The following is a 13,182-nucleotide window of genomic DNA, read 5'->3' as shown; positions in this document are numbered from 1 at the left end:
CGGTTCATCCCCGCGTGTGCGGGGAATACACTTGATTCTAACGGAGAATTCAGCTACTCACCCCGTCAGAAGTGTCCGAATCCCGAGTTACAAACTCGGCTTTCTCTTTTTCAAGGTTCTCGGTTGCCTTCAACCTACGCCCCTTGGCATGCATACGCTGCCATTCAGCATTTTTCACAGCAACCAGCACGAGACCATCAAAGTCTACCAGCACTCGAGTCGTGTCGCCATGCGTTCGGATAGCAAACCCCTGCTCGTTGTTAGTGCGGTATATCTGGCAGCAACGACCTACAGTCTTTTTTTCCTTGCACTTCTCCCACAATAGATCGCGCACCAATGCCGACATGCTCCCAACAAAAACGCCTGTACTCACCTCGAGCATCCAACGCGACAACTCGCCGCGCAGGCGCTTCGGTACCTTTTCCAAGACAATCACAACCATGGGTCAATCGGCGTCTTCCTGGGCATACGACACCCCCCAGGAACTGTTCCCTCCACGTCCCACAAATCGCCCGGGGCAGCCGCGTCTTTGGCATAGGGGTCGGGAAGCTCTATAGCATCGAATAGTTTGTGTAGATCGGAAACTATACGCTCTAGCAACCCCACCTCTCGTAGGCGGTCGCGCAAGGCCTGGCGTACCCGCCGCTCCACCCCCGAAGACGACTCTGCCACCACCATGAAAGCGGTTGGAATAAGGGTCTCGGCCTTGTATAGGTCGGCCACATCGTAGACAAAAGAAAGCTGCTTGCCCGTGTGGATAAAACCCAGGGCCGGACTATACCCAGCTGAAACAATGGCCGCATGAGCCAGCCCATACAAGCAGGCCGCCCCTGCGGAGAGCGCTCGATTGATAGGGTCTGCCTCGGCCCAGTTACCCCGGTTGTAGTTACGCCCTTTCCACTCCACCCCGGTCTCGCGGCTCCAGCGGGCGTAGGTGTCGCGCACCCGAACCCCCTCACGGCCCCGAATTTGTTCCAGAGTAAGATCAGAGGGTAGCCCCTCAGGAAAGCGCATCCGGTACAGGCGCTTGACCACTTCCAAGTGCCTATCGGGATCAGCCCAGGCTTGGGCTTGCCGCATCAGGTTGACGCTGCTGCGGGTCTCGCCCATACCGCAGGCGTAAAAACGCACCATCTCCTCACCCACCCAAAACACCGAGCAACCATTGTTGGCAAGCTGACGAATGGCCGCGTGGGTAATAGAGGTGCCAGGACCAAGCATCAACACCCCAAGCGCTGCTGCTGGAATGGCCACGACCCCATCCTGGCTGTAGTAGGCCACGGCCTGATCCTGCTGCTCGATGCGGCCATGCTCCAAGTAGAGGTACGATAGCCCATCGCGAAACTTGGGTAGCTCCTGTAAGTTACGGGTCTCGTATTTCACGACCCTACCCCCTTGGCTTGGCGATGGAAAGAAGGCCACAGCCCAGAGCCTTGGCGTGGCCTAACCCTGCTATCAGGGTCTTTCTGAAAGTATCCAGGTCGGTTATTTTGAGATATCCCTCAAACAACACCGCCTGTATCACGATGGGATGCTCACCCCCATGCTTGTACATCCTTACCCGCCCGCTTTGCACCACCATTGCGCCCAACACAGCAAAACCCCCTTTGGCCCCCTGGCGGTGGAGCCACTCGAGCTGTTCCCCTACGTCTTTCAGCCCGTGGCGTTTGCGTTTTTCAGGGTTCTGGGGGTCTTTGCGGGTGACGGTGGGGTTGGCCCGCAAACGAAAGCGCAGCACCTGGCCAGGCTGGAGGTTCTCCAAAGGGAGTTGCTTAGACTCGGGCATCTGGGCAAGATACCCAGGAAATAACTCCTGTATGGCTTTCCAGTTGGGTTCTTGTGCACTCTGCACCAGAATCTGTGGGGTTTTGCCCTCTTCCAACCGCCACAAGAAACGCGGCGGACGCTGGTCGGGTGGGGCAAAGGCACGGCACAGCGTGGCATGGAGCTGATAGGGGTTTGCCAGGTCGATGCGGGCCTGTTTATGCCTAGGGTTAGGATAGATTCGGCTCAGGTACACGCCTCACCTCCACCGAGCCAGGAACTACAAAGCGCGCCCCAAAGCGTCGTTCGGCAAAGGAGCTGAGGGGTTGATCCATGCGCAGTGAGCCTTCGCTCGAGGCACGGTTCTCTAGGAAAACCGGCAAGGAGAGGACTTCGGGCTCCTTGCCCTTTTTATCCTTAGGCCAGCTATGCCCAAGAAAGGGGTAGCGCAGCGCCTCCTCGAGGGGTTCTTCCCGCAGACCATCGGGCAAATACACCCCAGGGCTTGGTACATAGCTCTTGCGCCCCAAGAAAGGCGGCCAGGCCGGGGTCTTGAGCGCGCGGTGGGCCTGTTCCAGCAAAGCCCGGTTCTGTCCTTCCAGGCCCACTAGAAAAACCGCATCGGCCAGGTAGTACCGCCTGGTCACCGCTGTGCCGTGCAGCTTAGACTGATCGGCAGCAATTACATTCTGGGCGGTCTGGTAGTCGCAGCGCAGCACACCCGGCTGGTCTACCCGAACCCCCATGCGCAGCTCAGCCAGCTCGAGAACCGGCGCACTCTCCTTGCGGTCTACGCCCATGGCTGCACACAGTAGGCCGATTACGCCGCTTTTAGAGGGAACCAGGTCGGTATCGCGCTCGTCGAACCTAGAGCGGGTGCCCCACGACTGCATGGGGCCTGCCAAACGCAGCAGCAGGGTAGGCATTAGGCCTCCAGATTGGACTTGATTTGTTCCAGAGCACTACGCAGCAACTCATCCAAGCTCTTCACCGCCTCACCAATATCAGAGGGAACATCGGTCAGGTTGAGCACGAAGGTCTTTCCATTCTGCCCGTAGGCCTCGGCCAGCTTCTTCCACTTGGCCTCGAAGCGTTCTACCGAGGCTTCGGTGAGGCTTTTGTCCTGGCTTGGCCGCACGGGTTTCTCGAAGGCATTGGCCAGATTACGCGGGTCGGCCTTGGTACGAACCGTTACGGCCACGTACTCGGGGTCGTTGTGGGCGGCGAAGGCGTTTTGCTTGCCGCTGGGCTTGGCTTTGACTATGGCCCTGAGGAAAGCCTCGAGGCCCTTGAGCATCAGCTCGACATCCCCCTGGAGATTCTCCCGGAGCTTCTCGAGGTCGAGCGCGGCATAGCGGTAGTAACAGGCGGAGGTGTATTCCACTGTACCGATCATGTCGGCACCCGCGTTGTCGTCGGGCTTGAGGTCGTCTACAGCGGTGTAGAAGTCGAACTCGCGCTCCACCTTGTGGGTGGAGATGGCGTGGGCTACCTGGCAGGCCGCGTCCTGGTTCTTCTCGGGTAAATCGGCCAGCATACGGCCAAAGAGCGCGACATCCAGGGCCTTTCCCCCATCCAGCACACTACCCAGGGCTTTTTTGATCTCGTCAGGGACGGCTTCCTTAGCCGCTTTCTTGGCGTCTTTGGCTTTCTTTTTGCTCCCCTCTTCCTCGGTTTGGGGCGCCACCAGGCCGTCCCAGTGCCGGTCAATGAGGTCGGCAATTTTGGCTACCTCTTGCTTGCCCAAAAACAGCAGGTACTGGGTTTTGCCCTCTGCATCTACCTTCAGGCCCATCCCACCCAGGGCTTGCTCTACCTTTTGCCTAGCCTCCTCCTCACGCCGGCCCTTGGCCTTAAGTTGTTCTACTAACACTTGCACCAGCCGCTTGGTGCGAAAAGCCATCGCCTCATGAGGCAGGCCGTCGGGGTGGTCTCGTACATACTCCCGCGCGGCCCGCTTGAGGCACTGGCTGCTAATGCGCCCACGGCGCACCCCGCCAAAGAAGGCGTCTTTGGGGCTGCCGGTGTCGTCACGGTTGAGGTTGGAGGGGGCAAAGTTTTGCAGGATGTGGATCTCGAGCAGGTGTTTCATGGTATTCCTCCTATTGCGGTAGGGTCTCGATCTGTAGCCGCATCACCTTCCAACCCAAGCCCTGCCGCTCCATCAAAAGCCCTTCCTCGGGATTGTCTTTGTGGTGCAGCAGAACCTTAGACAAACCCTGCCGCTTGACCCGCCAGTCCCGAACCGCCTCGAGGTTACCCTTTTGTGGCTCCTCGCCAGTCCCGATGCTGGCCAGGCCCTCGGGGGTTACAAATACATCCACCATCTGATCCACCAGCGGCGCCACGAACAAAAGCCCCAACGCAGCAAAACCGCTCTGGTCTCGGCTGACCTGTTCTAGCAAGACGCGGTTCAAATCCGCTTTCAGGCTTTCCCGTACCCGGGGGAAGTCGATGTAGCGCTCGAGGGCTTTGGGGTTGTTGCTTTGGATAGCCCGCTGGATACCCCAAAGCGTAAGGTAAGGGGAAAACCAGAGGTAGGCCATCAGCCCTGCTAAGGCGACCAACAAAACCGGCCAAAGCGTCGGCTTCTTGAAGCTAGAGGGAGTCTTTTCTTGGCTTTTCTCGTTCATTCTTGGCCTCCTTCTTTGCTCACAGTACGGTAAAAAGCCCTGGCCCACTTTTGCTGTACCGGCCTATGCTCGCGCTTCCAGGCCAACAGGTCGCGCAAGAGTTCGGGCCAGTAGATTGAGATGCCCTCCCCCCCCTTGAGCAGTTGCACCATCTGGCGTATCCGGTAGGGGAGTTGTTCCTCGTCGGCATCGAGCAAGGCAATGAAGCGCTGCTCAATGCTTTGGGACTGGTTGCGGGCCAGATAAAGCTCGGCGACAGCGTGGCCCAGCGTGCGGCGGTAGCCCGCCTCCGCTGTATTCTCCTCGGCTTGCGCCGGCTCCTCCTCGGGCTGCTGGCGGAAATGCTCCAGCTCCGATGAAGACACCGTGGTGGCCCACAACCCGGCCACCAGGTAGTAGACCAGCCGCTCCCAGCGATCCTCGCATTCGCCCTGATGAATAGGCCCGCCAGGGCTCTGTCCCGAACGGGGATCGTCCCCCTGGATGCGCGCCAAGAACCCCTCCACCACCGGGATCACTTCCGCTCCTGGGTCGCCCAGGGCGCGGCGCATCCGCGCCAGGTCGGCGGGTTCGCTGCGGCGGCGCAGGTGCCGCATAAAAGCTTGCTCTGGGCTAATTTCCTTTTGCACCCACTCCCTCCTTTCCGTAGATATGGCCCAGCAGGATCCCCTCGCTCTTGTGGATGGCCCGCAGGGCCTTGGCGTCGTCCCCGACGGCCAGCCTGGTTAGCTGCCAGGCCCGCAAGGCTTCCTGCTTCAGCGCTTCTTGCCAGTCCTTCTCTAACCTCCCTTGCGCTTTCTCGAAGTCCGGGCCAAGCCGTTGTATCCAGTCCAAGAAGCGGGCCTCGAGCGCCGACCAGTATGCAATTTGGTGAGGAAAACCCTGAACCAGCTTGTTCACGTCGTCCTTGTGGGGCTGCCGCTCCCCTTGGGTCAGGAGGTGCGTGGCCAGGGCTAAAGCCGCCCCGTTCAGGGCTTTGCCCATCACCTCGGCCTTCTCTAGGTTCCCCTCTACAAAGCCCCGGATATCCTCATCGCCCAAAATGGCCTCGGGCAGACGGTAAATCTCCCCGCGCCATAGTTCGATCTTGGCTTGGTCATTGGCCAGGCCCGACACCATCACCGGAAGGCCCCGCTCCCGGAAGCGGGTTCCCAGGGCCCGATAAACATTGCGGGCATGATCCACCACGCCCAGGCTATGCGTGGAGCCCGGCTTGGGAAGCAGCGAGGCGAGGTCCCGCCACAAGGCCCGGCCCTCGCGAAAGCCGAGCGGATACTGCTTGGAAGGGTCTTTGGGGTCAGGGCGGAAGGCCACCATCGGGTCGGCACGTACCGCGGCTTCCTCGTGGCGAATCCCCGAGGCGTAGGCGATCCAGCGCACCACCGGCTGGCCGTCTTCCTCTTCGGGCTCGAGGCGCACCGCACGCGAGAGCCAGGTGTAGCGGTGGACGATGCCCTTGGGCGTGGCCTTGGCGGCCTGGCAATTTGCCAGGTCGGATACCCGTATGGGCTCCCCCTCCCAAATGGCCAAATCACGCTCGCGCTCTCTTTTGGGGTAGCTCACCAGGTTCAAACACAGCGTCTCGTGCAGGTTCTCGCCCAGCACAACCGCTATGGCCGCCGTCGCCACGGGGGCGGTAGCGGTGTGGCAGAGCACGCTCTTTCCGGCAGAAAGGGCAAAGGTCTGGTTGGCCACCAGTAAGCGGGCCGCCTCGGCGGGGTGGAGGGGGCGGGGCCTCGAGGTGAGGGTGTGGTCGAAGAGCACCTTGTTGTTGTCGGAGTTGAGTTCGGGGGCCAGCACCGTCCAGGAGCGGCGGGAGCGCTCGAGGGTGAAGTCGGGCACCTGGTAGAAGGGCCGTTCGGGGTGGAACAGGTCGAAACGGCCGCGGTGCTTATGCAGATAGCCCCGAATCTTTTCGCCGTCGAAGCCATCCCTGAACCACTCTGCCGCTTGGTAGGCGTCCTCCGGGCCTTGCAGCGCGCGGTGCAACACCGCGAGCAGCAAGCGGTGGAGGGCCGTGGTGACGAGGGGGCTGGGGTCTTCGATGCGGGTGAACTGGCGGGCCTCGAGCAGGGCTTGCTCTAGGCTGACGAGCTTCAACTCGTTTCCCTGTCGCACGGGAATCCAGGGCTTAGTTATCAAGTCAAACGCAGGCACAAGACACCTCCCTACTTACCCACGTAAACCACCCCAAGCTCAGGATGCAGCTCGAGCTCGAGTTCCCCCAACACCGCGCGGCCCCCCTCGAGCACCACCGGGTGGGCGTGGGCCAGCAGAGGGGTCTCGCTCCAGGGCTTGGCGGGCAAGTCCTGGTGCTCGCGGTGGGCTTTGAGGGCCTCGAAGTTATTCCGCGTCAACTCGTGGCGGCTCAGCTTGACCGAGCGGGCAAAAAGCCGCTTGGCCTGGCCCAGCTCGAGCTTGCTGGCCAGGCTCGCCACCTCCTTGCCGCCTTCATCGAGACAGAGCTGGCCTCCCACCCTGTGCAGCAGCACCACCGTGACACTGGGGCTGCCCCTGCGGGTATGGAGCAGGCTGGGGTCGTCGTCGGGGTTGGGTTCGTCGTCGGGAAGTTTAGGGAAAGTCTTGGGCTCGAGCCAGTTGGTTTGATCGGGTTCGCCGAAGGGTGCGTAAGCCGCCTCGTCAGCAGCTTTCGAGTCCCGCTCGTTCATGCAGGCCTGGGCCTGCTCGATGGCCGTCCTCCACTCTTCCGAAAGCCCCTGGGGCGGCGGCTCGCTGTACACCTCCTGCACCAAGCGGTCGATGTCGCCCGGAATATCAATGTGGGTGCGGCTCCGCAGCGCGAGCCAGCTCCGCAGCAGAACGTAGCGCTCGTAGATTCGCTCGGCGGAACCGAAATCCGGCACGCCCTCGGCCTCCAAGCCCGCCACCCACAGCACCGGCTCGACGTGGCGGTGTCGTTCCTCCGCGCTGCGGGCATGACGGTGCAGCCGCCCGGCACGTTGCAACACCAAGTCCACCGGGGCCAGATCGGTGAACATCACATCGAAGTCGAGGTCGAGGGACTGCTCCACCACCTGGGTGGCGACCAGGATAGCCTTCTGGGGGCGCTGGCCTTCCTTGCCGAACTTGGCGAGGACGACCCGTTCGCGTTCCAGGCGCTCCTCGAGGGGGTAGCGGGCGTGGAATAGACAGACCTCCACCCCATCCGGGTTGCCCTTCAGCTTCTGGTACAACTCCTGCGCCCGCTGCACGGTGTTGACGATGCAGGCTACGCAGCCACCCGACCGGGCCTGCTCGAGGGCCTTCTGCGCCACAGCATCTAGCTCGAGGGGCAAGGCCCGCAGGGTGAGGGTGGGCTGCTTCCGCACCGCAAAAGTCTTCGTGACGGGAGAGGGATCACCGGCCAGAACCCGGGTGATCCGTGGGTACGGTTCTTCCGGAATGCACTGGGCCCCAAAAGCCCTGAGCAGGCTTTCCCGCTTGGCCTTGGGCAGCGTCGCGCTTATCAGCACCACCGACGAGCCTAAGGCCAAGAGCCAGCGCACCAGCGACTCGATGAGGCCGCTGGTGTAGGTGTCGTAGGCGTGCACCTCGTCCAGCACCACCACCCGGTTGCCCAGACCCCACAGTCGGACGAACTGGTGCTTGGTCGGCAGGATGCCCAGGAGGGCCTGATCCACCGTCCCCACCGCATACTCCGAAAGGAGCCCCCGCTTGCGGTGGGAAAACCAGACCTGAGCCTCTACCCCTTCTTCCCCCTGATTGGGCATGTTGGGGCGTACCCGGATTTTTTGGTATTCCTCCACCAACTCGCTGGCCCCGTGCAAAAGCTGTAGGTCGAGCTGGCGGGACTTTCCATAGTGGCTCAGAAACTTCTTAACCCGCTCGAACATCAGGTTGCCGGTGGCCTGGGTGGGCAAGGCGATGTACATCCCCCGGTGCCCGTTAGCCGCTTGTAATCGCAGATGGGCATAGAGCGCCGCCTCGGTCTTGCCCTCGCCCATGGGGGCTTCGATCAGGAACAAGACAGGCTTATTTACCCCTTCCAGCAAGCCCTCAAGCGCCTTTTGCAGCGGGCGAGCCCGGAACGGCCGGCCGGGTTTGCCCAGGTAGGCAAACACCGCTTCCAGGCTTTGCGGCTCGGGCATCAGGGTTTCCCGCTTGAACCAGCCCAGGCTATCGAGCTTCTGGGCTGCTTGCTTCTTGGCGTCCCGGTAATACTCGGCCAGGTCGTCGCCCAGGGGGTGAAACTCGAGGCTCGAGCCGATCCAGTCGGCAAAGCTGGTCAGGCCCGCCAGACGTTCGAAGGCCGCGCCTTTATAGATGGAGACCTTGGGGGCTTCCCCTACCCCGAACACCTCGAGCACTGCCTCGAACAACTCCCGCCGCACCTCGTCCCAGGCCCCCTTGCCCTTCTCCTTGCTGACGACACGGTCAAGATCGTCCCGCGTTGCCCGGAAACCGTGGTGCCCGCCCACCGCGGCGGCCACGTTGTCGGCAGCCCGACGCACCCAGCCGCGCTCCTCGAGAAGGTCGGGAAGTACTTTCTCTGTGATCACACTATGGGAAACGTCGTCGGGGGGCGGGGTTGGATTGCTGGACCAGGTTAGCCCTGTGGCCCAGACCCGCTCTTTGCCTTCAGGCCACTTCTGCTGGAAGGCCGGGCTGGCCTTGCCGAGGTCATGCAGCCCTGCCAGGGCGCAGACCCAAGCCCTGGCCTGGGGGGGTTCTAGTGCCATATCCTGGGCATAAAGCTCGAGGGTTTGGGCAGGCTCCCGCTCTAAAATCGCCTCGGCACAAGCCGCGACATCCAACATGTGCCCGATAAGGGGGTGCCCCCCGTTTATCCCCTTACTTTTGGCCCACAGAGCCTTAGCCTGTTCTGAAAGCACGTTCTCCTCCCGGCAAAGTTTGGGTAGAACCCGATTTCCCTATCGCTGAGGCTGGGGTTGGCGGTGCGTGAATTTACTTCCCACAGGGCACAGTCTAGTGCCCACAATCCAGTGGGCATCCAAATCCGACCCTTGGGGAAAATACGCTCAGATTTTTTGAGTGGCCTCGCCTTAGCAAGAGGACAGGCCCTACGGCAGCTCAAAGAAGGGAAACCCCTACGGATAAACCGCTTGCAACGCCTCCACCCGCTTGGCCCCGCGGTAGACCCGCTTGTAATAGGGGCTCTCCAGGCTCTCGATCACCACCCGGCTGCCATAGCTGTTGGCGTGCACGAACACCCCCCGGCCCAAATAGATGCCCACGTGGTCGATCTGGTCGCCGCCGAAGCTGAAAAAAACCAAATCCCCCTGGCGCATGGCCCCCTGCACTGTGGGCAAAGCGCCCCACTGCTCGCGGCTGGTGCGGGGCAGGCGGATGCCCAGCTCGGCGTAGACCTGCTGGACGAAGGCCGAACAATCCACCGCCCGGTCGGCGTTGGCCCCGAAGACATAGGGCAGGCCCAGGTATCTGAGTACCACCCGGATCAGGGGGTGGGTGGGGTCGTAATCGGTGTCGGCGGGCTGGCTGGGCGGTGGGGCGGGATCGGGAAGCGGGATCGGGCCGGTTAGGTTGGCCGATGAACCCGCAGGGGGAGCGGGGCTGGGGGCAGAGGCCGGAGGGTTTGCCGCACTCACCTGGGGAATCCGCAGCACCTGTCCGAGGGAAAGGGTGGTGCCCTCGAGGCCGTTTTCCCTTTGGATGGCCTCCACCGTAGAGCCATAGCGCCGAGCGATGGAGTACAGGGTATCGCCCCGCTGGACGGTGTACTGCACCACCCTGGCCGGGAGCCGCAAAACCTGCCCTACGCTTAGGGTAGTGTCGCTCAGGCGGTTGAGCTGCATGAGCGTTTCCACAGTGGTCTCAAAGCGCTTGGCAATGGAATACAAGGTGTCCCCACGCTGCACAGTGTAGGTGGCTCCCTCCTGAGCCAGGGCAAAGGCCAGCCAACACAAAAGCCAGGCCACCGTGCGCATACAAGGAGTATACGTCCTATGGCGGTTTTTTGCGTTTATTTGCCTCTTATTTCCCGTTCATCCACGGAAGCACAGGGCACCGGGAATCTGTGCGGCCTACCCTCGAGGGCTCCCTTCTTTTGTATTTACAAAAATATGTAGCTTTTATTATGCTTGAAGCGTAATGAGCCTCCGCTACCTTTTCTTGGATATGAACGCCTACTTCGCCTCAGCCGAGCAACAGCTCCGGCCTGAGCTACGGGGCCGCCCTGTGGCCGTGGTACCTACCCTGGCCGAGACCACCTGCTGCATCGCTGTCAGCTACGAGGCCCGGCGTTTTGGGGTGCGAACCGGCACCCCCGTACACCTGGCCCGGCTGCTGTGCCCCAGGCTGGAGGTGGTGGTCGCCCGTCCCCGTGCGTACATCCAGCTACACCGAGAAATTCGGCAAGCGGTAGAGCGCGTCCTGCCAGTGGAAACGGTGCTCTCTATCGACGAGCTGGCCTGCCGGCTTCTGGGACGAGAGCAAGAGCCCCCAGCAGCCCAGCGGCTGGCCCAGCAGGTCAAGCAGGCTATCTACCGCCAGGTTGGCCCCTGGATGCGCTGCTCGGTGGGCCTGGGGCCCAACCGTTTTCTGGCCAAGGTGGCCGCCGAGATGCACAAGCCCGACGGTCTGACCCTGCTGTTACCCTCTGAGCTACCCCAGCGGCTCTTCGCTTTATCGCTGCGCGACCTACCTGGCATCGGCCCAGGTATAGAGCGTCGGCTGTTCAGGCATGGGGTTACCACTGTGGAGCAGCTCTACCAGCTCTCCCCCCTCGAGCTTGCGCACATCTGGGGCAGCCACATCCACGGCTGGAGCTGGTGGCACCGCCTGCGCGGGGCCGACCTACCCGAGGCCCCCACCCAACGGCACAGCCTGGGGCACAGCCATGTGCTGCCCCCTGCGTTGCGGCATGAGGCAGGGGCCCGGGCAGTACTCAGCCGGTTGGTACACCGCGCCGCAGCCCGCCTGCGCCACGAGGGCTACTGGGCCCGCTCTCTGAGCCTCTGGGTGCAGTTTTGGCCAGAAGCTCTGGGGTGGCAAGGCCAGATCGGTTGCCAACCCTGCCAAGACACCCTCACCCTACTGCGGCTGGCCTTGGCGTTGTGGGCCAGGCGTCCCCAGGGTACCCCCTTCAAGGTCGGGGTGGTGTTGGGGGGTCTAGTGCCACAAGAGGCCCTAAACCAGCCTTTGTTCGACCAGGAGGAAAAGATGCTGCGCCTGGCCCAGGCCATGGATCGGATCAACCGCAAATACGGCCCCCAGGCCCTCTACTTCGCGGCCATGCACCAAAGCGAGCAAAGCGCGGCTATCCGTATCGCCTTTGGCCACATCCCCGAGTTAGAGCTACCGGAGGGTTGACGTAGCCCTGGCTTTGCGCTGGGGGCCTGCGGCCTTAAGCTAGTACGCGTGAGCGCGCTCTACCGCCAGGCCCGTCCTGCCACCTTCGAGGAGATGGTGGGGCAGGAGCACGTTAAGGAGGTGCTCACGAACGCCCTGCGCCAGGGCCGGCTGGCCCAGGCCTACCTGTTCTCCGGGCCGCGAGGGGTAGGCAAGACCAGCAGTGCCCGGCTGATTGCCCAGGCGGTGCACTGCCAGCAGGAAGCCCGGCCCTGCGGGGCCTGTGAGGGCTGCCGACTGGTGCGGGAAGGGCGGCACCCTGATGTCCTCGAGATCGACGCCGCCTCCAACAACTCGGTGGAGGATGTGCGGGAGCTGCGCGAGCGGATACTGCTCTCCCCCATCCTGGGGCCGCGCAAGGTGGTCATCCTCGACGAGGCCCATATGCTATCTAAAAGCGCCTTCAACGCCTTGTTAAAGACCCTGGAGGAGCCCCCCCCTCACGTGATTTTTATCTTCGCTACCACCGAGCCCGAGCGCATGCCCCCCACCATTCTCTCGCGCACGCAACACTTCCGTTTCCGCCGGCTCTCGGAAGAGGAGATCACAGAGAAGCTGAAGCGCATCCTGGCGGGCCTGGGGCGCAAGGCCGAACCAGCCGCCTTGGCCCTAGTGGCCCGCCTAGCCGACGGGGCCATGCGCGATGCAGAAAGCCTGTTGGATCGGCTTTTAGCCCTCGAGGGCCCCCTCACCCTACAGAAGACCGAAAACGCCCTGGGCCTACCCCCCCAGGAGGCTCTGTTCGCCCTGGCCGAAGCCTTAGACCAGGGCCAGCTCCGCATAGCGCTCACCCAGGCCCAACAGCTCTACACCCAGGGCTTCGCCGCCCGCACCCTGGCCCAAGGGCTTTTGGAGGCCCTGCGGGCCGGCCTATATGCCCGCATGGGCCTGGGGCTAGGCCCCCACCTGCAAGCCCCCGAGGAACGCCTGCTGGCCGCCATGACCGCACTAGACGAGGCCCTCGAACGGTTGGCTAAGCGCTCCGATGCTCTCTCCCTCGAGCTGGCCCTGCTGGGGGCTTACCAGGCCCTACACCCCTCAGCCCCAGCTCCAGCGCCACCCCCCTCGCTCCAATTGCCCGCCTTCGACCCCCACCCCAGGAAGCCCGAGGTGCGCAAGCCCGTGGACGAAGCCCCCACCCCTGCCGCGGTGACCCACCTGGCCGCAACGTGGCGGCAGGTGATGAGCGCCCTAAAGCCCACCGTGCGGGCCTTTGTGCGCGAGGCCGAGCCGCGCCTCGAGGAGGATCGGGTAGTCCTGCTCTTCCCCGAGCGGGCCGGCTTCCATTACCAGCGGGCCCAACAACACCTCGAGGAGATTCAAAAAGCCGTGCACGAGGTGCTGGGGCTTGCCCAGGTCGAGCTAAAACTAGAGGGAAAAAAAAACTAGCGGATGACCCTCCCCCCGCCCCCCAAGCGCCATCCACTCCCGACCT

The 13,182-nt window shown here is 62.6% G+C and carries 12 protein-coding genes; 2 read left to right on the top strand and 10 right to left on the bottom strand.

Annotated elements, in window-relative coordinates:
* Positions 1 to 49: 49 nt before the first annotated feature.
* The 10 genes from cas2e to G552_RS0114065 all read right to left on the bottom strand — a co-directional run bounded on the left by cas2e (position 50) and on the right by G552_RS0114065 (position 10,324).
* A complete protein-coding gene (cas2e, locus tag G552_RS0114110; protein WP_027883569.1) occupies positions 50 to 442 on the bottom strand; it encodes a type I-E CRISPR-associated endoribonuclease Cas2e in 393 nt (130 codons plus the stop codon).
* Positions 433 to 1,383, bottom strand: a complete 951-nt coding sequence (gene cas1e, locus G552_RS15755; RefSeq protein ID WP_051195844.1) for a type I-E CRISPR-associated endonuclease Cas1e — start codon at positions 1,381 to 1,383, stop codon at positions 433 to 435. Before cas1e ends, cas2e begins: the two co-directional genes overlap by 10 nt.
* A 4-nt stretch (positions 1,384 to 1,387) precedes the next feature.
* Complete coding sequence (gene cas6e, locus G552_RS0114100) at positions 1,388 to 2,020, bottom strand: type I-E CRISPR-associated protein Cas6/Cse3/CasE (RefSeq protein WP_027883568.1); 633 nt, start codon at positions 2,018 to 2,020, stop codon at positions 1,388 to 1,390.
* Complete coding sequence (gene cas5e / locus G552_RS0114095; RefSeq protein WP_027883567.1) at positions 1,995 to 2,690, bottom strand: type I-E CRISPR-associated protein Cas5/CasD; 696 nt, start codon at positions 2,688 to 2,690, stop codon at positions 1,995 to 1,997. Before cas5e ends, cas6e begins: the two co-directional genes overlap by 26 nt.
* On the bottom strand, positions 2,690 to 3,856 hold the full coding sequence (gene cas7e / locus G552_RS0114090) for a type I-E CRISPR-associated protein Cas7/Cse4/CasC (protein ID WP_027883566.1): 1,167 nt from the start codon (positions 3,854 to 3,856) through the stop codon (positions 2,690 to 2,692). The genes cas5e and cas7e overlap by 1 nt, the downstream gene beginning before the upstream one ends.
* 10 nt (positions 3,857 to 3,866) lie before the next feature.
* Entirely contained in the window at positions 3,867 to 4,397 is a 531-nt protein-coding gene (locus tag G552_RS0114085) for a DUF2939 domain-containing protein (protein WP_027883565.1), read from the bottom strand.
* Positions 4,394 to 5,026: a type I-E CRISPR-associated protein Cse2/CasB gene (gene casB, locus G552_RS0114080; protein WP_027883564.1), complete on the bottom strand. Its 633-nt coding sequence runs from the start codon at positions 5,024 to 5,026 to the stop codon at positions 4,394 to 4,396. The genes G552_RS0114085 and casB overlap by 4 nt, the downstream gene beginning before the upstream one ends.
* Positions 5,010 to 6,554, bottom strand: a complete 1,545-nt coding sequence (gene casA / locus G552_RS0114075) for a type I-E CRISPR-associated protein Cse1/CasA (protein WP_027883563.1) — start codon at positions 6,552 to 6,554, stop codon at positions 5,010 to 5,012. The genes casB and casA overlap by 17 nt, the downstream gene beginning before the upstream one ends.
* Before the next feature lie 11 nt (positions 6,555 to 6,565).
* On the bottom strand, positions 6,566 to 9,250 hold the full coding sequence (locus tag G552_RS0114070) for a CRISPR-associated helicase/endonuclease Cas3 (RefSeq protein ID WP_027883562.1): 2,685 nt from the start codon (positions 9,248 to 9,250) through the stop codon (positions 6,566 to 6,568).
* A gap of 216 nt (positions 9,251 to 9,466) precedes the next feature.
* Complete coding sequence (locus G552_RS0114065; RefSeq protein WP_027883561.1) at positions 9,467 to 10,324, bottom strand: C40 family peptidase; 858 nt, start codon at positions 10,322 to 10,324, stop codon at positions 9,467 to 9,469.
* A 163-nt stretch (positions 10,325 to 10,487) separates the two neighbouring features.
* Between G552_RS0114065 and G552_RS0114060 the strand changes: the two genes are divergently transcribed.
* Together G552_RS0114060 and dnaX are read left to right on the top strand one after the other, a co-directional pair.
* A complete protein-coding gene (locus tag G552_RS0114060; protein WP_027883560.1) occupies positions 10,488 to 11,708 on the top strand; it encodes a Y-family DNA polymerase in 1,221 nt (406 codons plus the stop codon).
* A 48-nt stretch (positions 11,709 to 11,756) separates the two neighbouring features.
* On the top strand, positions 11,757 to 13,136 hold the full coding sequence (dnaX, locus tag G552_RS15750; RefSeq protein WP_245575218.1) for a DNA polymerase III subunit gamma/tau: 1,380 nt from the start codon (positions 11,757 to 11,759) through the stop codon (positions 13,134 to 13,136).
* Positions 13,137 to 13,182 lie beyond the last annotated feature (46 nt).

The sequence above is a fragment of the Meiothermus rufus DSM 22234 genome (genome assembly GCF_000423425.1).
GTDB classification, from domain to species: domain Bacteria; phylum Deinococcota; class Deinococci; order Deinococcales; family Thermaceae; genus Meiothermus; species Meiothermus rufus.
The sequence above is the reverse complement of the archived record's forward strand: the minus strand, read 5'-3'. Positions and strand labels throughout refer to the sequence as shown.